Origin of the sequence: Flavobacterium sp. PL11 (genome assembly GCF_035985025.1) — a bacterium.
Classification (GTDB): domain Bacteria; phylum Bacteroidota; class Bacteroidia; order Flavobacteriales; family Flavobacteriaceae; genus Flavobacterium.
The window spans coordinates 45,176-67,605 of the sequence record NZ_JAXCIA010000005.1; the positions used below are offsets into that span (position 1 = coordinate 45,176).

The following is a 22,430-nucleotide window of genomic DNA, read 5'->3' on the forward strand; positions in this document are numbered from 1 at the left end:
TAAAAATTGATTCAAAAGGTATTCAGATTAAATAATCGAAACAATTTAACGTTGCAAATTTACACACAAAATCAGCACTTTGTCATTTGCAACAATGATTTTAAATCTTAATTTTTTGTAATCCTGAATGCAGTGGAAGGCTATGAGAATAGCTACTTCGACATAAGCTGGGCTTGAGCTAGTCCCAAGATTCAACTATACAAAATGACATAATTATTTATTCGCATTTACTGTTTTAAAAAAAACGTAAATAAAATGCATTAGTCACGAATACTTTTTCAGTAAACTGCAGAATAAAAAGCTACACTACGTTTTATTATATGGTAAAGTTTTTCGTTAATTAACATTGTCTATAAAAACCACTTTTGGGTTTGATTGAGCAACATTTATTTAAATCATATTTTAAGTAACGTTTTTAAATTGAAAATTAAATGTGCTTTTTATAAGTAAGCTTATTTCAATTTAATTTCAGATGCAATTCATTTAAATAAAAAATTAGCAATATATCTTTATCATTTAAAGTTTAGCCAATTACAATCAAAAGCTATTATTTAAGAAACTAAGTTTCAAATAATTTTTACTCATTAAAACTGACTCTTTTAAAATTAATTTTTTTTTCGAATTACATTTCTTAAATCGCTAAGATTATAACAAATTAATTCTTAAATTTTTAAGTTAATTTAGTTAAAGTAATAAAGTTATTGAATCTTTAAAATCAGCCTTTAATTTACATTATTTTTGTTTTTAACATCGTAAATAGATAGGATTACTGATTAATCAATAGTAAATTTTAAACTTATACTTTAAAAAACTGCACACAAATTAGGATCGTTAACAATTTATTGTGAAGTTTGTAAAACTAATTCAAAAAAATTAAAAATGAGAGTAAAGTTCAATGGATTCTTAACACTATTATTAGTGTTAGTAGCGCAAATCACCTTTGCGCAGGAAAGGGTTGTCACAGGGACTGTTTCTGATAATGCAGGATTACCTATACCGGGTGTGAACGTATTAGTGAAAGGAACACAAACTTCAACACAAACTGATTTCGATGGAAAATTTTCTATCAGAGCAACGCCAAAACAGGTTTTGGCATTTAGTTATATTGGGATGAAATCTCAAGAAGTTACAGCTAATGCTACAAATCTTACTGTAAGATTAAAAGATGATTCAGTAGAACTTGAAGGAGTAGTAGTTACGGCTTTAGGAATTAAACGTGAAAAAAAATCTTTAGGGTATGCAACTCAAGAAGTTAAAGCAGAGGAATTGAAATCTGGAACTTCTAGTGGTAACTTTTTAAATGAGCTTTCTGGAAAAGTTGCTGGGGTAAACATTACTCGAAATACAAATTTTGGTGGTTCAACTAGCGCAATATCACGTGGTATCAAATCTATTGGACAAAGTAATGAGATGCTTATTGTTGTTGATGGTATGCCTATCAATAATGCCAACAATTCTATAGATGGTACAACTGGACAGTCCAGAGGAGCAAAAGGATTTGATTACGGAAATAATGGTATGGATATTAATCCAGACGATATTGAAAGTATAAATGTTTTAAAAGGTGCAGCAGCATCAGCTTTGTACGGATATCTTGCTGGAAATGGTGTATTGATGATCACTACTAAAAAAGGTAGAGCTAAAAAAGGATTGGGTATAACGATCTCTTCAGAAGTAGTATCTGGATCTATTGACAAAAGCACATTTGTGAAATATCAGAAAGAATATGGTGCAGGTTATGGCGAATCCTATGATAGCAATAAAAATGTATACTTTGGTGATGACGCATCTGTAGGTGATCCCTTTGATGCATCCTTAAACTTATTTCAGTGGGACGCGTATTCTGCATATCCTGGTAATGAAAATTTTGGAAAAGCTACTCCGTGGTTAGCGGGTAAGAATGACCCAACATCTTTTTTCAAAAACTCTTTATCACTTGTAAATAGCGTATCATTTGAAGATGCTAACGAAAAAAGCAACATAGTATTTAATTTCAGTAATACTAAACAAACTGGAATTCTTCCTAATAGTGATTTAAATAAAAATAATTTTAGTTTAAAATTAAATCATGAATTTACAGATAAGTTATCACTTACTTCATTTGCTAATTTCTCTAATCAAGCTGCAACAGGAAGAAATATGACTGGTTATGCAGACAACTTTGTATCTGGTTTTCGTCAGTGGTGGCAAAATAACGTAGACATTAAGCAACTTGAGCAGGCTTACAATAATTCAGGAGGTCAAAATATTTCTTGGAATAGAAAATCAGCTACGAATGGAACAACTGCGTATTGGAACAATCCTTATTTTGAACGTTATAAAAACTATCAGAATGACTCAAGAGATCGTTTTGTAGGTTATGCAAACTTAACATACAAGATCAATGATTGGTTATCTGTAACTGGTAAAATATCAACAGATAGCTATTCTGAAATTCGTGAGGAAAGAGTGGCGGTTGGTTCTGTGCCAAAATCATTTGGTATTAACAACTTAGATGAAACTTCAGGATACCAACGTTATAACGGTAATTTTTCTGAACAGAATTATGACTTGTTATTGACTTTCAAAAAAGATTTAGGTGAAGATTTTAATCTTTCTGCAGTTGCAGGAGGAACAGCTAGAAGAAATGTATTTAATTCTATTATAGCTTCTACGCAAGGTGGACTTATTGTTCCAGAATTATATGCACTTGACAACTCATTATCAACGAGCCCATTCCCTTTCGAAAGAGCTAATAAGAGTGGTGTTAATAGTTATTTTGGATCAGCTTCACTTGGTTTTAGAGATTTCTTATTTTTAGATGTTACTTCTAGAAGAGATGCTTTTTCTAATTTACCTGTTGGGGACAACTATTTATTTAGTAATTCTGTTTCTAGTAGCTGGGTTTTTTCTAATAGCATAAAAATGGATTGGTTATCATTTGGAAAAATAAGAGGAGGTTACTCTGAAAGTCCATTGGGAACACCTGGACTGGCTCTTGTTGATACGTATTCTAAATCAGATGCTTTTAATGGAGAGCAGCAATACTCTGTAAATAGCACTAAAAACAATCCAAATTTACAACCTATTAAAACTCAAACTTATGAGGTAGGTCTTGAAATGCAAATGTTCAAAAGGAGACTTGGAGTTGATTTAAGTTTATACAAAAACATAAATGATGGAGAAGCGGTAAGTGTACCATATTCTACAGCTACAGGAAATTCTACAAGATTTTTGAATGCAGCTAAGATTGAAAATAAAGGTATTGAACTTCAGTTGAATGGAACTCCAATTAAAACTAATGATTTTGCTTGGGACATTAATCTAAACTGGTCTAAGAATGAGAACTTAGTTACTCAATTAGCTGAAGGTGTAAGTAATTTACAAGTAAGTTCATTTCCTGGAGGAGTTACTCTTAATGCGGTCGTTGGTCAACCTTTTGGAGTTTTAAAAGGAACTGATTATACATATACTGCAAATGGACAAAGAATTATTAGTGCAACAACTGGTAGATATGTGCTTAATAACTCAACTAATAATATTATTGGTAATGTAAATCCTGACTGGGTTGGGGGGATACGTAACAAATTTTCTTACAAAACATTATCTCTTAGTTTCCTAGTTGATATCAAACACGGCGGAGATGTATTTTCTACTGACCAGTGGTATGGTGTAGGTGGAGGATTAGGCGTACAAACTGTTGGAAACAACGATTTAGGAAATCCTAAAAGAAGTAGCATTGCAGATGGTGGTGGCGTTATATTGCCAGGTGTTTATGCAGATGGTACTGTGAATACTAAAAGAGTTGAATATGCTTCTGGAGGAGCAATTACACAAGCTTATACTGGAGGGACAGCACCAAGAGAAGCTTATGTATATGATGCTGGATTTATTAAATTAAGAGAAGTAAATATTACCTATAACTTTCCAAGCACATTTGTTTCAAAGTTGAAATTGAATGATGCTAAAATATCGTTGATAGGATCAAATTTATGGATTATCCAAAAAAATCTACCAGATGCAGATCCAGAGAGTGGTTTAGGATCTAACGCAGGATCGCTAGGACTTTCTATTGGTTCTTTGCCAACTACCAGAAATATTGGTTGTAATCTAACAATAAAATTTTAAATTATGAAAAATAAATTTTTAATACTTATACCTATTTTTAGTTTATTTGTAACATCATGTAGTGATGATATTACAGGACTAAACACAGATACAAAACGTCCTACGACCACAGAAGCAAATTTCTTGTTCACAAGTGCAGAGCATGCCATGATGGATCAAGTGACAAGCACTAATGTCAATTTTAATGTATTTAGATTATTTGCTCAACAATGGACTGAGGTACAATATCCGCAAGAGAGTCAATACGATCTTACTGGTAGAACTATTCCAGATCGTCACTGGACAGTATATTATAGAGACGTTCTAAGAGATTATAAAGAAGCAAAAGATATTTTAATTGCGCAAAAAGCAACCTTTACAGGAACACCTGCTCAAGCTAAAATTATCGATAATAAAATCGCTATCATTGACATCTTGACGGCTTATTCATATAGTATTTTAGTCGATACATTTGGAGATGTTCCTTATACTGAAGCTTTAGACATTATTAAATTTCCACAGCCAAAATATGACGATGCTCAAACAATCTACAAAGATCTTATCTTAAAACTTAAAAATGCCTCAACTGCTTTAGATGTGAGTGCTGGAAGTTTTGGTGGAGCTGATTTAGTTTATGGAGGAAATGCATCAAAATGGAAAAAGTTTGCCAATACACTTCGTCTTAGATTGGCAATTAATATAGATGATGTTGATCATATTTATGCTACTGCTCAAGCATTGTCAGCTGTAGCTGATGGTGTTATTATGAGTAGTGCTGATAGTGCTTATTTAAAATATGCAGCGGTACAACCTAATACTAATCCTTTATATGTAGATTTAGTAGCGAGTAATAGAGATGATTTTTTACCTGCTGATACATTTGTTAATAAGCTAAATGCGCTTAGTGATCCCAGAAGATCTAAATATTTTACTGAATTCCCTGCTGGTTCTGGAATTTATAAAGGTGGAAAATACGGTGAATTAAATACTTATAATAACTTTTCTCATTTGACACCTACAATTAAAGAGCCTACATATCCAGGAGTTTTATTGACTTATTCTGAAGTAGAATTTTTATTAGCAGAAGCGGTTGAAAGAGGTATCGCTGTGGGTGGTACTGCTCAAAGTCATTATAATGCAGCCGTTACAGCTTCATTGCAAGACTGGGGTGTTGAAAGTACAGACATTGCAACTTATTTAGCAAGAACAGATGTAAATTATACAACTTCAACAGGTACATGGCAAAGAAAATTAGGCGAACAATCATGGATTGCTCTATACAATAGAGGTTTCGAAGCTTGGACTTCCTATAGACGTTTAGATTTTCCTGTATTGAATGTACCGCCTGTTACTTATGGTAATATCACAGAAGTTCCTAAGAGATATACTTATCCGGGAGCTGAAGAAACAATAAACGAAACTAATTTGAATGCGGCAGTATCTAAATTAGGTGGTAACACTGTTATCAAGCGTATTTTCTGGGATAAATTTTAATTTCTCACAAAATGTAAATACTAAAACCATCAGCTTTCGCTGATGGTTTTTTTTATATATTTGCACTATGGAAAAAGAACATCAAATTTTTGGGATTAGAGCAATAATTGAAGCCATTCAAGCTGGCGCAACAGTAGATAAAGTCTATATTCAAAAGGAAGCGAGTAGCGAACTAATGAAAGATTTAATGAAGGTGATGAAACGAGGGAATATCAATTTTTCCTATGTTCCAGTTGAAAAACTAAACCGCTTAACGCCTAATAACCATCAAGGTGCAGTTGCAACCATTTCACCTATATCCTTTTTTGATTTAGAAACTTTAATAGAATCTGTTATAGAAAACGGTAAGAAGCCATTATTTTTAATTTTAGATCAAATATCTGATGCTCGTAATTTTGGCGCCATTATTAGAACAGCTGAATGCACTGGGGTAAATGGTATTATTGTACAAAAAGCGGGTTCGGCACCAGTAAATGGAGATACTGTCAAAACATCAGCTGGAGCAGTATTTAATATTCCTATTTGTAAGGTGGAACACATTAAGGATGCTATTTTTCTTTTACAAGCTAGCGGAATCAAAACCGTAGCAGCAACTGAAAAAACAGATAAAAACATTTACGATATTTCACTAAATGAACCTGTAGCAATTATTATGGGTTCAGAAGACCGCGGTGTGAACCCATCAGTTTTAAAGATTGTAGATGAAAAAGCTAAACTACCTATGTTTGGAACCATAGGATCACTAAATGTTTCTGTTGCATGCGGCGCTTTTTTATATGAAGCGGTAAGACAAAGACAATAATCTAATACTACCCTTTTTAAAGGGAAAGGATTAAAAATAAATAGATTTAAAGCGAATCAAGACTGCGGTTTTGATTCGCTTTTTTCGTTAGGAGTGATTTTATAAGCAACTAAAACATTAGAAGAATAATAAGAATAAATTGGTTCCTCCTCAATTATAGGTAAATTCACAAAATTGCCGTTTTCATCAAAACGTTGCATGAATTTATCATCGGCGGGATTGTAATCTGGTTTTTCCCACTCGTATTTAGGCACTCTTTTAAATTCTGGAGTTTGGTATACTAATGATAAAATGAAACCTGCTAGTAATCCTCCTAAATGACCTTCCCAAGAAATAGATTTTTCGCCCCGAATATCAGGCGTTGGAAAAATATACCAAATTAAACCACCGTATACGATGATCACGGCAAGAGACAAGGCAACAAGCCGAATATGTTTAGTTTGAATTCCTTTAAAAAAAATAAAACTAAACAGCACATAAATTAAGCCACTTGCTCCTATGTGATAATTTTCTCTTCCTATAATCCACGTTATCGCACCTGAAACCAAAATTCCGTATAGGATTACCTGCAAGGCTTTCTTTGGATAAAAAAACTGAAGAGCAGCTAAAAGCACTATTATAGGAACCGAATTATTGTAGAGATGATCTAAATCAGCATGGATAAATGGACTAAAAATTATGCCCTGCAATCCTGCAAAAGTTCGAGGATAGATTCCGTTTTGAATAAAATCAAAATCAAAGCGTACCTCTAACCAAAAGACAAACCACAATAATACTAAAAAAGAAAGTGGTAAAATAACTACAGCGTTAGTAAATTTAAAATCTTTGTCCATTGCGTAAATATCGTAAATCAAAACTCTCCTATTTCAAAAATGTAACCAAAACTAAATTATTGCTATTTTGTCATCTTTGTACGTAGAATTAAATTTCTTCAAATAAAAGAGCACATTAAAAAGGAATTCATTATAGTTAGCGTCTTTGTCAAAGTTCCAAACTTTGACAAAGATTGTTATAAATATCTTAGAATTGTCTCAAAGCGAAAAGCAATAAAGAAAATTCATTCTACCCTATTCAATTTTTCTTTTAAAAAATAGTTCAATAGCCCAGATAAAAGTGAAAATCCTTGCTTGCCGGTGTTCGGCATGCAAGATTGCAACGGATAGCTGGAATAGCTCCTGAAAAAACAGTAATTTTGCCCTTTTACTATAGAATCTTACTTTTTGATTAACGATTTTTGATTTCAGATTTTAAAAGAACATGGAAGCACCACTTGCGGAACGTATACGACCACAAAAGTTAGAAGATTACATAAGTCAATCGCATTTGGTTGGTCCAAATGGCTCTTTGACACAACAAATAGCGAAAGGAATTATTCCATCATTAATTTTTTGGGGACCACCTGGAACTGGAAAAACTACCTTAGCACAAATTATAGCACAAGAATCTAAACGTCCCTTTTATATTTTAAGCGCTATTAACTCTGGTGTGAAAGATATTAGAGAAGTTATTGAAAAAGCAAAACAAAGCGGCGGTCTATTTACAGCTAAAAATCCTATCTTGTTTATTGATGAAATTCATCGTTTTTCTAAGTCACAGCAGGATTCCTTATTAGCTGCCGTCGAAAAAGGATGGATAACGCTGATAGGTGCTACCACTGAAAACCCTAGTTTTGAAGTTATTCCCGCTTTACTTTCCCGCTGTCAGGTTTATGTATTGAATGCTTTTACTAAAAATGATTTGGAGTCTTTATTAGAGCGAGCAATGAAAACTGATGCTTACTTAGTTACTAAAAATATAAAACTAAATGAAACAGAGGCGCTACTGCGTCTTTCAGGTGGTGACGGACGCAAGCTATTAAATATTTTTGAACTAGTGATAAACGCTTCGGATGATGATGAAATTATCATTACTAATAAACGCGTTTTTGAATTAGTACAGCAAAATACTGTGCTTTATGATAAATCAGGCGAACAACATTATGATATAGTATCTGCATTTATTAAATCTATTCGGGGAAGTGATCCTAATGGCGCCGTTTACTGGCTGGCTAGAATGATTGAGGGCGGTGAAGATGTGAAATTTATTGCACGAAGAATGTTAATCCTTAGTAGCGAGGATATTGGTAATGCAAATCCTACTGCATTTATTATGGCTAACAATACTTTTCAAGCTGTAGCAACAATAGGTTATCCAGAGAGTAGGATTATTTTGAGTCAATGTGCAGTTTACCTTGCCACTTCACCTAAAAGTAATGCTTCTTATTTAGCAATAGGGACAGCGCAACAATTAGTGAAACAAACAGGCGATTTACCAGTACCTATTCACTTGCGTAATGCTCCCACTAAATTAATGAAAGAGTTGGGTTATGGTGAAGAATATAAATATTCTCATGATTATAGCAACAACTTTGCTGAGCAAGAATTTTTGCCTGATGGACTATCTAAAAAACCAATATATATTCCCGGAAATAATTCAAGAGAAAATAGCATCCGGGAATTTCTTAAAAACCGCTGGAAAGATAAATATGGATATTAAATTTTTGCCATTGGCTTTTGGCTTTTGGAAAATAATTTAAGTACTAAAACTTAACATTCACTTTCTCAGAAATTAGCTGATCATTATTATAATACTCAAAAAACCACTGATTTTCTTTAAATATAAGTGAGCCTTGAAGCGTATCTTTAATCGCTATAAATGAATTAGGCTGTGATGTTTTCATTAATTTCATAACTACTTTTGGAGTAGCGTCGATCAATTGGTATCCTGTTGGAGTGGCTTGTGCGTAAAGTAAATCAGCTGCATTTATGTCGGACGTTGTTGTTGGAAATGAAGTTGCTACTACTGTATCAGACATTACTTGAGGCTTCTCTCTCACTTTTGCAACTGAACTAGCGCCACTATATTTATATTCCAAATCATAAATAGATTGAAATGCATCATTTAAGGCTTCACTATACGCAACACCAAAATCTTTAGCCTTACTTCTACCAACAGCAGATGTAAATATAACCTTTTCATTACAGTCTTTTAAAACTACATATAGTTTAGTAACTAGAAAACCACTTTCCTTGATTACATCAGCGCGTAGCAAACTACAGCGATCATTATATTGAGCTGGAATAGTCTCATTAGTATAGAAAGCAACAAATCCTGCTTTGTCAAGAGCAAATTTTGTTAATGTATTTAAGCGATACTGATTTTCTAACTTTAAAAATTCATATTTTGTTGGGACAATTACAGCACTATAATCGTTGACTGATTGAGCATAAATATGACCAACTAAAAACACAAGTAACAATAAGAATATTTTTTTCATAATTTATAGGTATTTTTTGAGTTCTAATAAATAATTTATTTGTTTAATATGAGGCTCAACATCAATATTACTTTCATTAAAAAAAACAGCTTCTAATCCTGCATCAAGTGCTCCTTGCACATCAGCATCTAAGCTATCGCCAATCATTATACTGTTTGCTTTTTTGGCTTTAGCTAAATTTATAGCAAAATCAAATATGATCGGATTTGGTTTTTTGACACCCGCCATTTCACTATTGGTAATAGTTTGAAAATAGGAACCTATTTTCGAACTATTAATTTTTTTAAACTGCACTTCTGCAAATCCGTTAGTGATAATATGCAAATTATAATTAGGTTTCAAATATTCTAATAATTCAATTGTGCCGTCAAAAAGGTGATTATTTTGCGGCAGAAATGTTATGTATTCAACTGCTATTTTCTCGATTTCCTCATCTGAAATAGCATAACTAATTGCATCAAAAGAGTGTTTCAATCTATTATATCGCAATTCCTCATGAGTTATTTGATCGTATTGAAACTGCTTCCAGCATGCTTGATTGATTGGAACATATTTTTCTATAAAATCCACAATTTGAATTTCAGGATATTTATCATTAAAAATGCGCTCAAATGTTAACCCTGAATTTTTGTCAAAATCCCACAAGGTATGATCTAAATCAAAAAAAACGTCTTTTATATGTGTGTGTTTCATTTTTATATTTTAAAATATTCCTTCATCTACAAAACTATAATAACTTGTTTCAGTAATTATAAGATGATCTAGCACTTTTATTTCTAAACTATCTCCTGCTAATTTTAATTTTCTAGTAATCTGCTTGTCGGCGTCGCTTGGAACTAAAGTTCCCGAGGGATGATTGTGACATAAAATTAATCCTGTAGCTCCTACTTCAAGTGCTGTTTTAAAAACAAGTCTAACATCTACTAAAGTTCCAGTAATTCCACCCTTACTAAGCTGCGACTTTGAAATTACTTTATTTGAATTATTCAAATAGATAATCCAAAACTCCTCATGCGGCAACTCGCCAATAATGGGTTGCATGACCTCAAAAATAATTTTGCTCGACGTCACTTTTTTTAACTCGACAACATCTTCCGTTCTTCGGCGTCTTCCTAACTCCAATGCTGCTATAATCGAAATTGCTTTGGCCTCCCCTATTCCTTTAAACTGCATAAGTTGCGACAACGAAACTTTACCTAATGCATTCAAATTGTGATCTACACTGGCCAAAATTCGTTTACTCAAATCTACGGCTGATTCATTTCTACTTCCAGATCCTATTAAAATAGCAATCAGTTCTGCATCACTCAAAACGCTTTTGCCTTTTAGCATTAGTTTTTCTCGTGGTTTGTCATCTTCAGACCAATTGGTAATAGGGAAAAAGGAATTTTCAGCCATAACATCGATTTTTTATTAATTCATAACCATAATTTTAACTCACAATTAAATCTTTTACCTCATCAAAATTTAAACCTCCATAATTACCGGAACTCATTAACAACAAAGCCGAATTCTCAAAATTTTGTTCAAATAAAAAATCTTTAAATTCTTTTGGATTCGTATAAATTATTAAGTCTTTGCGATTAAAAGCAGTAGCAATTTGGTCATAGCTTACCTCATCGAGTTGTTTTATTTTAACGGCATCTGGCGAATAAAACACAACTGCTTTATCTGCATATTGCAATGCACCTTCATATTCTTTTAAAAATTCAGCATTAAGACTACTATAAGTATGAAGTTCTAAACAGGCAATTAAAGTGCGGTTTGGATATTGTTCTTTTACCGCTTTCGTCGTCGCCGCTACTTTACTTGGCGAGTGGGCAAAATCTTTATAAGCGACTTTATTATTGCTTTCAGCTATTTTTTCTAAACGTTTTGATGCTCCTTTAAAACTGGCAATTGCTTCATAAAAATCGGCTTCGTCAACACCCATATTTTGACAAATCCATTTGGCCCCAGCCAAATTATTTAAGTTATGTGCACCAAAAACTTCAATTGGCATATCGCCCTCCGGAGTTGCAAGTAATGTAATTCCATCCTGCACTGAATATTGCGGAGTCTGATACGCTATCTTTCGAATAGGATTTGTTGCGGCTTCAGCAACACGCTTTACCTCTGGATCCTCTTCATTGTAAACTAAAATTCCACCATTTGTGATTTTGCCAATGAAAATTTCAAACTGCTCTACATAATTTTCATACGTTGGAAATACATTGATATGATCCCAAGCAATACCAGAAAGCAAGGCAATATTAGGTTGGTATAAATGAAATTTTGGTCTTCTATCGATAGGCGAAGACAAATATTCATCTCCTTCTAAAACGATGAAATCATTTTCTTCAGTGAGGTGAACCATCGTTTCAAATCCTTCGAGTTGAGCACCTACCATATAATCTACAGCAATATCATGATAGTGCATCACATGCAAAATCATTGATGTAATAGTAGTTTTACCGTGAGAACCTCCTATTACAACACGTGTCTTATTTTTAGACTGTTCATATAAATATTCAGGATAAGAATAAATTTTTAGTCCTAATTCCTGTGCTTTTAATAATTCTGGATTATCAGCCTTAGCATGCATTCCTATTATAACTGCTTCTAGGTCGTTAGTTATTTTTTCAGGAAACCAACCCAATACTTCTGGTAAAATTCCTTTTTTACTTAATCTTGATTTTGATGGTTCAAAAATAGCATCGTCACTGCCGGTAACTTGATAACCTTTATTGTGTAATGCTAAAGCGAGATTGTGCATAGCGCTCCCGCCTATTGCTATAAAATGAAGCCTAAGCTCCATAACCTCCGAAGAAGATTTAACTACATTCTTATTAATATTAGAATTCATACTTTACTTTATGATTGTATTGATTTAATGTTTTATAGTGACTAAAAGATCATACTGAAAATTTATAAAGATTTTAATTGCTTTGCTTTTTCCAGATTTTTCATTTTATACACATACAAGTTGTATAATTTCTGATATGCCACTTTTGATTTTGTAATCTCGAATGCTTTTAAATATTGCTTTTCAGCAGATTCATATCTCTTGAAATATTCTTCAATGTGTCCTCTTGATAAAAAACCGTCTACAGCTGACAATTGTGCAAGCTCATTTGAATATTTTATGGCTTTAGATTCGCTACCTCCTACTATTCCAGGAAGCTGAATATACAATTCTATCAATGCCCATCGCGCCTCTATATGTTTTGGATTAAGAGTTACAGCTTTTAAAAAGGAAGTTTTTACTTCATCTATCATTCCTAGAGCTTTAAACTTATTAGCTTCTTTGGCTTTCATTCCTAATACACCTCCATATTTATAATAATAATTAGCTTCATTAGGTTTACTTTCCTTAAGTTTTTTATAATATTCTATTGCTTGATCCCACGATTTTTTTTGTCCTGCAATATCACCGAGATATTCTATTGTTTTTATATCCGAAGGATTAGCTTTTAAAATTGCTTCAAAAGCAGCTTGTGCTTGATCCAATTTTTCTGTCTTGAATAAATTTTCTGCTTTTTCAAAATTAGATTGCGACCAGATCACCATTGGCAAAAAAATTAGTAAATAAAATATATTTTTCATTCCTCAAAAATAACGAAATTTACTATTGAAATCTAACTTCGTTTTAAAAGGTTTAACTAAAAAAAGCCTCTTATCTTGCTTTAATTTCAAGGTAAGAGGCTTTTAGATGTTATGACGGCAGTTTATCTCACAATTGTCATTTCGTCAATAATGTGTTTAGCACCAGCATATTTATCGATGATCCACAGTACGTATCGAATGTCTACGTTAATAGTTCTTTGTAATTTTTTATCAAAAATTACATCTCCAGCCATAGCTTCAATGTTTCCGTCAAATGCTATTCCAGTAAGTTCTCCTTTACCATTAAGTACTGGCGAACCTGAGTTTCCTCCTGTAATATCATTATCAGTCAAGAAATTTATGGGCATGTAGCCATCTTTATCAGCATACTCTCCAAAATCTTTTGCTTTACTCAGCTCCAAGATTCGAGCTGGTAGATCAAATTCAGCATCTCCTGCTTTATACTTTTTGACCATACCTGTCATTGTAGTATAATTATTTACAGCGGCATCATTTCGTTTATCGGCTGGCAAAGCACGTACTTTTCCATACGTCAATCGCAGGGTAGAGTTAGCATCAGGATATTGAATAGAATTCATTTTAGATTCACGTAATCCTGCAACAAGATTTCTAAATGCTATCGCATAATCATCATCTGCCTTAGTTTGTTCTGGAGTTCTAGCTCTCATTTTTGTCAGCAGTTCACTTGAAACAACATACAAAGGATCGCTAGTAATACTTTCCGGTTTTGGATCTTTCATAAATGCCAAAACACTTTTTTTAGTTGCAAAAATACTTTTGGCAACAGCCATATTTACATAAGAAGTAAAATCTCCTTTGTTCTCCTCTTTTATTTTAGCGACATTTTCAGGTAATCCATACCCATTCCCTTTGGAAGTATATAAATTTAATTGAGCTGCAAAAACGTCCTTTTCTAAAGGCGCAGAGAATTTGCCATAAACATTATCAATTAATTGATTCAATCTAGGAAGTATTTCCTGTCTTTTTGCCTCATTTTCTTTATAATACGAAATTAGCGCATTTCCTAAATTAGCAGGAGCGGCTCCGTAAGAAGCTGTTCGCATTAATTGAGATAAATAATTATCATGACGCATTTTTAGATTTGTTTGCGCGTAATAATCGTTTATCGTGGCAATTACAGAACCATATTTAGCTTTATTTTCTTTTTTATTGGCCCACACATTAAATTTAGCTTCTTCTTTTGCCTTAGTTTTCGCAGTTCCCGCTTTAGTCAACGCATCAATCATTCCTTGACGGTTTTTCCAGTAATTAGCTGTTGAGGCATACTTAGAAGCATACTCTAACTTTACTTTTTCGTCCTTGTCCATGTACTTTTTCATGACATCCATGCCCGTTTTTGCACCTTCAACCCAAGCAGGATAAGCATACTGAACATTTTGCTCAATTCCACCTGCAGGCATCCAGCGATTGGTACGCCCTGGATAACCTAAAATCATTGCAAAATCATTTTCTTCAACGCCTTTTAAACTTATTGGTAAATAATGTTTTGGTTTTAAAGGCACATTGCTTGTAGCATATTCTGCTGGATTTCCATTAGCGTCAGCATAAACTCTAAACATAGAAAAATCAGCTGTGTGTCTTGGCCATTCCCAGTTGTCAGTATCACCACCAAATTTTCCCAAACTCTCTGGAGGTGTACCCACTAAACGTACATCTCTGTAGTCTTGATAAACAAAATAGTAATATTCATTACCTTGAAAGAAAGGACGAACAGAAACGGTATATTTCCCACCTTCGCTATTTTCTTTTTCGATCAACGACATCTCTTGCTGAATCGCTTTATTACGTTCTGTTTCGGTCATTTTATCATTTACTTTTGACAAAATTCTTTTAGAAACATCATCCATACGAACGAAGAAACGAACGAACAATGATTTTGGTTTCATCTCAGCAGCTTTATCTTTTGCCCAAAAACCATTTTTAAGATAATTTTGCTCTTCTGAAGAAAGTTCAGCAATTGCATCGTAACCACAGTGATGATTAGTGAGTAGCAAACCTTCCTTAGAAACCATTTCAGCAGTACAACCTCCATTGAACTGAACAACAGCATCTTTTAAACTATGATTGTTAATGCTATAAATTTCTTCGGCTGTAAGTTGCAGACCCATTTTTTCCATATCTCTATGGTTTAATCTTTCAATAAACATCAAGAACCACATTCCTTCATCTGCCTTTGCTGGAAAAGCCATTAAGCACATGGTTAAGAATAAAATTATTTTTTTCATAATGAAATTATTTTTTAGTTGTGCGAATATAAATCATTTTCGCAATCGTGTCTTTTATTTGATTCAAAAACAGCAACTATACTTTGTTTTTTAACTCAAATTTAGGAATTCGATAAATATGAAACTAAAAGCAGTAGTTTTAACTCTTTGTTATCTTTATAGAATAAGGAAAATTTAATTTTTGATTAATTTGAAATGTCAGTTTTATCTATTGCTTAAAAAAATATCTTACATTCACTTTAATTATCCATAGTTCATGAAAAAAATAGTATTACTCTTACTGCTTGCATCTTTACCATTGTTTGCTCAAAAATTCGATAAAAAATGGGATGCCGTAATTGAATTAGAAAAAGAAGGTAAAATTAAATCTGCGAGTGAATTAGTGGATAAAATCTATAATGATGCCGTTGCTAAACGTAATGAAACTGAAATTATTAGATGCTTTTTTTATAAATCAAAATACATTCAAACATTAGAAGAGAATGCACAAACTAAAATTTTGAGCAATCTCAGAAGTCAAATTAGTAGCGTTTCTGAAGCTTCAAAAGCGATACTTAATTTTGTTTACGGGAAATGTTTGAACGATTATTATTTTCAAAACCGATACAGCCGAAATGCCAGAACTTCCACTGACAGTCTTGAAACTAATTTTCTATTATGGTCAAATGACAATCTAAAAAAACAAATTGAGCTTGCCTTTGAAAATAGTATTGCCAATGAAGCAATTTTGAAAAAGACATCTTTGAAATCCTATAATTCTTTATTTGAAACTAATTCTTTAAAAAATGTAAAAGAGGAAAATTTATATGAATATTTAGTTAATGAAAACATAGCTTATTTTACTAAAAATCTGTATTATTCTAACATATACAATACAGCTTTTACTGCAGCACGAGACACTTTATACGGCAAAGCAACTGTTTTTCAATCCTTTAATTTTGATTTTATAAAAGATGAAAATCTAAAAAAACTACTTACGCTCTATCAAAAAAAAGAAAGAAACAATAGTTCCTTAGAAAATAGATTCGCCCGTATGCAATTCTGTCACAAGTACTTGATCAAAGACTCCAACTATTTCTTGAATGTTTTACAGAAGATAGACGATGAAAGTAGCAATATATTTTTGTTACAAGATATTCAGCTTGAAAAGACAAAGTTATATATGGAACTTGCTTCAAAAGACATTCATCCCGATTATAATCAAAAAGCTATTGCATTGCTTGATACTATTTTGGACGCAAAAAGCAGATCTAATGCCTACAACTTAGCTATTCATAACAAACATAAATTACAACAAAAACAATTAGAAATTAATCTTTTAGATAAAATTTATAATAACGAAAACACACGAGCTTACGTAAAGTATAAAAATGTAAATACACTTACAATATCTTATTTCAAAATTGATCAAAAAATACTTTCCAAATTAAATGATTGGAGAATTTATAGAAAAAGAGATAGTATTGCTGCTACTATAATCGAGAATAAACCCTTAGTAAAAACTCTTTCTTGTACATTGCTAAACAAGAATGACTACTTTAATTATTCTACTGAAATTCTCTTACCACAACTTGAGATAGGCAGTTATTTAGTTTATTTTGAGAGTGAATCTGATAAAAATAATACAAAAGCATTCGCTTATCAAACCATTACTGTTACAAATCTATCTTTATTAAAAGACTTAAAAAATGGTATTACTACTTATCAAGTCTTAGATCGAAAAACAGGAAAACCTATTGAAAATGCTAACATAAAATTTTTGAATTCTAAATTGAAAAGCGACAAAAACGGCATGGCTTTTTCTGATTTAGACCCTGAGATCAAAAGCTACTTTGATATATCGATGACAAAAGGCAGCGATACTCTAGTAGTTGCAAGTATAAATAATTATTACAATAATACAACTTCAATTGAAGTAAAAAATAAAGCTAAGGTCGAGTTTTATCTCGATCGAGCGATTTATAGACCAGGACAAACTGTTTTTTATAAAGGAATTATTTTTCAAAAAATAGAAAATGAAAATTCTGTTGTACCTAATGTGTTAGTTAAAATTGTTCTTAAAGACAACAACAATAAAGAAATACGAAGTTTTGAAGCAACGAGCAATTCTTTTGGCTCTTTTTCTGGTGAATTTCAACTCCCAAAAAAGGGCTTAATGGGTACTTTTAAAATACAAGCTCTAAAATCCGATAAGGTTTCAAATGATGGATCTTCTTTTTGGGATACCGTGCAATTTTATTATTCAGAAACTTATTTTAAGGTTGAGGAATATAAACGTCCAAAATTTGAAGTTGTTTTTCAACCCATAAAAGAAAGCTATACAATCGATCAAAATATTCGAGCAGAGGGAATGGCAAAATCATTTTCAGGCGCTACTATAGCAAATTCTAAAGTCAAATACAGAATCACTTACGCAACTTATACTACTTATAAAAATAGGTATGCTTCTAGAGGTGGTCAGGACGGACTCATTAGTAATGGAGAGACAAAAACTGATGATTACGGTAAATTCAATATCGATTTTATAGCCAAAGCTGATTTACGTACTTCAAAAGATGACTTTCCAATATTTAGTTACCGTATTACTGCTGATGTAACGGATAGCAATGGAGAAACTCATACTGCAACTCAAACTATTAATGTAGGTTATCATGCAATAGCTATGAGTATAAAAGTTCCATCAGAAATCAATGCAGAAGATAAAAATGTACTTGAACTAGGTGCCAAGAACCTCAATGACCAAGTGGTAACTGTTGATGGCGAACTGAAAATGTATTTTTTAAAAGGTTTTCCAAACAAAATTAAACCCAGAACTTGGCCTATACCTGAAATAGAAGGGATTTCCAGAACAAATTTTGCACGTTTATTTCCTTTAGAAAATAATGAAAAACCAGTAGATGAAAATGAAATTGGAACATTAGTTTATTCAAAAAAAATAAACACGGCTAAAGATCGAATACTTCCTCTCGACTTTATAGAAAATTATAAATCAGGATATTACAAAGTTGTGTTGTCGGCTAAAGATCTAGGTAGTACTATTCCTGAAAAACAAGTTGTTGTAAAAGTCAATCAGCAGTCAGAAAAATTTAATTTTAATAATTTGCTAACGATAGAACAATTAAATGAAAATCCAAGAAAAGATGGTTTTGTACAGCTGAAAATAAAATCAATTATTCCAGATGTTTATTTTAGAATAATGGCTTCCCATGCTAATCAACTTTTTTACGATGAAAACAAGACAATAGACAATAGTGAACTTGTACTTAAAATTCAGTTGCAAAAGCATTTTATCAATTCTATAAAAATTGGATTGGAATCTATTTTTGATAATCAATCTTTCACTAGAGAACTAGAGGTGTTTTTAAAAGCAGAAGAACAAAGTTTGAATTTTACAACTGAAAGTTTTAGAAACAAAATTCAACCCGGAAGTACTGAAAATTGGTCTTTTAAATTAAATGCACTCAATACTGATCTAGAATCAGAAATACTAGCTTCAATGTACGATAGCTCTTTAGACCAGTTTGCTGTAGGACAATGGAGTTCGTTAAACCTGGATCACGCTGTTTATAATACAATTCCATATCGTAAGTCATTACTTTTTAACAAAGCGAGTGTTTCGTTACGAAACATGAACACGTCTCTTTATGGACCATTTTTGAGTGATACTGCAACAAAATTAATGTGGTTTGGTTTTAATTTTTCTAATCCAAATGACCATGCAACACTAGCGAAGTATGATAAATACCTTTCTAAAATAAATAAGAAAGGACACAATTCAGAATTACTATCTGGTATTGTAAGTGACGAAAGCGGATCTCCTTTAGAAGGCGTTTACATTACTATTAAAGGAACTAGCACAACTGCCGTAAGTGATTATGAAGGTTATTATGAAATAAAAGCGTCAAAATCTGACGTTTTAGTTTTTTCATATATAGGATATCAAACGCAAACCCTTAATCTTGATAAAAACAAACAAATTAATGTTAAGCTGAAAACAGAATCGGGCACTATAAATGAAGTTGTTGTGGTCGCATTTGGTTCCGATAAAAAAACTTTTATGGCAGGCTCGGTTCAAGTAATGGATAAAAAAATGAGTGCTCAGTCCATAAAAGGAGATCCTGAGGCGGTAGCTGCTGAGGAGCCTGCTTTTGATAGAAAATCAAGTGCAATAAATTTAAGAGATGCTGCAAATTCTGTTATTGTTGAGGAGGATAATCAAATTTACAATACCGCTGGCGTTGAGATAGTAATGGAAGGAACAATTGTAGGAAATATGATAAAATATGCTGCAATAAATAAAGACATTACAAATGCTATTTTTATAATTGATGGTATTACCGCATCAAGAAACCAAGCGATATTAGTTGACTATTTAAATATTCTCTCAATAGAAGTTTTAACTAAAGAAAAAGCTACGGCTATTTATGGAAAAAAAGGAGAGAATGCAGTGGTATTAATCACCACTAACAAATCATTACAAGCCTTATCTGAGATTAAAAGTCGCGCTAATTTATCCGAAACTGCATTCTTTTACCCACATTTAAAAACGGATAAATCAGGAAAAATAAGTTTTAGTTTTACTTCTCCAGAAGCTTTAACCTCTTGGAAACTTCGACTACTAGCGCATAATAAAAAGGCAGTTACTGGTGGGTTAGAAAAAGTGGTATTTACACAGAAGGATCTAATGATCATTCCTAATTTTCCTCGTTTTCTAAGAGAAAAGGATAGCATTCAAATCATTGCTAAAATTGTCAATATGACTAGTGAAACCAAAATAGGAATTGCAGCTTTACAACTATTTGACGCGACAACAGTAGAATCCGCTGACATAAAAATGTTAAACAATTCAAGTGTTAAGAATTATTCAATCCCAGCATTTGGAAACACAACTGTAAGCTGGAATATATATATTCCTGAGGGGATGCAAGGAGTACAATACAAGGTTTTGGCTAAATCCGACAACTATACGGACGGAGAGGAAAACATAATTCCTGTTTTGACAAGCACAATACTCGTGACAGAAAGTATTCCTTTATGGGTTAGAGGAAATTCAAAGAAAGAATATATTTTTGAAAATCTAAAAAACAATGTTTCTATAAGCTTACGAAATCATCAATTTACTTTAGAATACACTTCAAATCCCGCTTGGCTTGCCTTGCAATCATTACCTTATTTAATTGAAGGTGAACTCGAAGGAGCTGAACAAACTTTTGCGCGCTTTTATGCTAATTCCTTAGCTAGCAAAATTATAAATAGCAATCCAAAAATTGCCTCATTATTTGAAAGTTGGAGGAAAAATGGAAAGTTAAATTCAAAATTACAAACTAACGAAGAATTAAAATCGATACTCCTTGCTGAAACTCCTTGGGTGAATGATGCGCAAAGTGAAGCCGATAAAAAAAGCAAACTAGCTTTACTTTTTGATTTAGAAAAAATGAAAAGCGAGCAAGAAGCATCTTTTGATAAATTAAAACAGAAACAACAAAAATCTGGTGGCTTTCCTTGGTATGGTGGCACTGTAGAAAACGAGTACATCACAAGGCATATTTTAGCTGGTTTAGGACATTTAATGCAACTGAATTCTGATAATAGTACTAAAACTAGGATAAATGAAATTTCTAAAAACGGAATTCCTTTTATAGATCGAAAGTTTTTAGAAAACTATCAGGAAAGCATTCGAAATTTAAAAAACAATGAGAAAATTATTTGCATACAGCCTTATTCGCAATTGCATTATCTCTATACCCGTAGTTTTTATTTAGAAAGTCATTCAATTAGCGATAGTGTAAAAAAAGCAACAAAAGAATATATTGAAAATATCAAAGAAAACTGGCTGAGTTTTACACTATATGAAAAAGCACTGGCAACAGTAGTGCTAAATCGTTTTGGAGAACAAGCTTTCGCCAAAAAAATAATTGAAAGTTTAAGAGAAACCTCATCTAATAATGATGATTGGGGAATGTATTGGATCGCAAATAAATCAGGGTGGTATTGGTATCAAGCACCAATAGAAACTCAAGCTTTATTAATTGAAGCTTTTACGGAAGTAGGAAATGATAGTCAATCAGTAGATGCTATGAAAGTATGGTTGTTAAAAAACAAGCAAGCTAAAAACTGGCCAACTACAAAATCTACAACTGAAGCTGTCTACGCTCTCTTGATGGAGGGTTCAGATTGGTTAAGTATCAAAGACAATACAATAATCAAAATAGGAGATAATAAAATTCTAACTAAGAAACTAACTGCAAATGAAAAAGAAGCAGAAACAGGTTATGTAAAAATGAACTGGAAAGCCAAAGAAATCAATACAGAAATGGCAGCTATTACAATTGACAACAGATCTAAAGTTCCCGGCTATGGTGGTGTTTATTGGCAATATTTTGATGATTTAGATAAAATAAAAAGCAATTCAGACACCAGCTTATCTGTTTCTAAAGAATTGTATTTAAAGAAATTTACCGATAAAGGAACCGTTTTACAAAAAATAACAACTAACAATGCATTAACTATTGGCGATCTCGTAACGGTGCGGCTAATTATTAATACAAAAGAAGATATGGAATTTGTCCATTTAAAAGACATGAGAGCGTCATGCTTTGAGCCTATCGATGTATTATCAGCTTACCAATACACAGATAATTTAGGGTTTTATAAAAGTACTAAAGACGCAGCGACTCATTTCTTTTTTGATAAAATCAATAAAGGCACTTATGTTTTAGAATATGATATTCAGGTAAATAACAGCGGAAATTTTTCTAATGGAATTACCACAATACAAAGCTTGTACGCTCCTGAATTTGCAAGTCACACTAAGGGAATAAAGATAAGTGTAAAGCACTAAAGAAGGTATAAAAAAACCGTTTCAAATTCTCGAAACGGT

Annotated in this window: 12 protein-coding genes; 5 read left to right on the forward strand and 7 right to left on the reverse strand. The window is 32.4% G+C overall.

Going from position 1 to position 22,430, the window contains the following annotated elements; translation table 11 throughout:
* Positions 1-879 precede the first annotated feature (879 nt).
* The 3 genes from RCH18_RS04060 to rlmB all read left to right on the forward strand — a co-directional run bounded on the left by RCH18_RS04060 (position 880) and on the right by rlmB (position 6,382).
* Positions 880-4,107, forward strand: a complete 3,228-nt coding sequence (locus tag RCH18_RS04060; protein ID WP_326935474.1) for a SusC/RagA family TonB-linked outer membrane protein — start codon at positions 880-882, stop codon at positions 4,105-4,107.
* A 3-nt stretch (positions 4,108-4,110) separates the two neighbouring features.
* Complete coding sequence (locus tag RCH18_RS04065; protein ID WP_326935475.1) at positions 4,111-5,580, forward strand: SusD/RagB family nutrient-binding outer membrane lipoprotein; 1,470 nt, start codon at positions 4,111-4,113, stop codon at positions 5,578-5,580.
* Positions 5,581-5,647: 67 nt separating this feature from the next.
* Positions 5,648-6,382, forward strand: coding sequence for a 23S rRNA (guanosine(2251)-2'-O)-methyltransferase RlmB (rlmB, locus tag RCH18_RS04070; RefSeq protein WP_326935476.1), 735 nt, complete (start codon positions 5,648-5,650; stop codon positions 6,380-6,382).
* 56 nt (positions 6,383-6,438) lie between these two features.
* Here the strand turns inward: rlmB and RCH18_RS04075 are convergent, their stop codons facing one another.
* Entirely contained in the window at positions 6,439-7,215 is a 777-nt protein-coding gene (locus RCH18_RS04075; protein ID WP_326935565.1) for a rhomboid family intramembrane serine protease, read from the reverse strand.
* Between the two features lie 424 nt (positions 7,216-7,639).
* On the opposite strand from RCH18_RS04075, the gene RCH18_RS04080 reads away from it, so the two are divergent.
* Positions 7,640-8,917, forward strand: a complete 1,278-nt coding sequence (locus tag RCH18_RS04080) for a replication-associated recombination protein A (protein WP_326935477.1) — start codon at positions 7,640-7,642, stop codon at positions 8,915-8,917.
* 43 nt (positions 8,918-8,960) lie between these two features.
* Here the strand turns inward: RCH18_RS04080 and RCH18_RS04085 are convergent, their stop codons facing one another.
* The 6 genes from RCH18_RS04085 to RCH18_RS04110 all read right to left on the reverse strand — a co-directional run bounded on the left by RCH18_RS04085 (position 8,961) and on the right by RCH18_RS04110 (position 15,550).
* A complete protein-coding gene (locus RCH18_RS04085) occupies positions 8,961-9,698 on the reverse strand; it encodes a hypothetical protein (protein ID WP_326935478.1) in 738 nt (245 codons plus the stop codon).
* A gap of 3 nt (positions 9,699-9,701) precedes the next feature.
* The gene (locus tag RCH18_RS04090; protein WP_326935479.1) at positions 9,702-10,391 is read right to left on the reverse strand and encodes a YjjG family noncanonical pyrimidine nucleotidase; all 690 of its coding nucleotides are present in this window, start codon (positions 10,389-10,391) and stop codon (positions 9,702-9,704) included.
* Between the two features lie 9 nt (positions 10,392-10,400).
* The gene (gene radC, locus RCH18_RS04095) at positions 10,401-11,096 is read right to left on the reverse strand and encodes a RadC family protein (protein WP_326935480.1); all 696 of its coding nucleotides are present in this window, start codon (positions 11,094-11,096) and stop codon (positions 10,401-10,403) included.
* A gap of 34 nt (positions 11,097-11,130) precedes the next feature.
* Positions 11,131-12,495 (reverse strand): UDP-N-acetylmuramate--L-alanine ligase, encoded by a 1,365-nt coding sequence (locus RCH18_RS04100; RefSeq protein WP_326935566.1) that lies wholly within the window; start codon positions 12,493-12,495, stop codon positions 11,131-11,133.
* Positions 12,496-12,605: 110 nt separating this feature from the next.
* Positions 12,606-13,283 (reverse strand): tetratricopeptide repeat protein, encoded by a 678-nt coding sequence (locus RCH18_RS04105; protein ID WP_326935481.1) that lies wholly within the window; start codon positions 13,281-13,283, stop codon positions 12,606-12,608.
* Between the two features lie 122 nt (positions 13,284-13,405).
* The gene (locus RCH18_RS04110) at positions 13,406-15,550 is read right to left on the reverse strand and encodes a S46 family peptidase (RefSeq protein ID WP_326935482.1); all 2,145 of its coding nucleotides are present in this window, start codon (positions 15,548-15,550) and stop codon (positions 13,406-13,408) included.
* A gap of 256 nt (positions 15,551-15,806) precedes the next feature.
* Here RCH18_RS04110 and RCH18_RS04115 point away from each other — a divergent pair, with 256 nt between their 5' ends.
* Entirely contained in the window at positions 15,807-22,391 is a 6,585-nt protein-coding gene (locus RCH18_RS04115) for an MG2 domain-containing protein (protein WP_326935483.1), read from the forward strand.
* Positions 22,392-22,430: the final 39 nt, after the last annotated feature.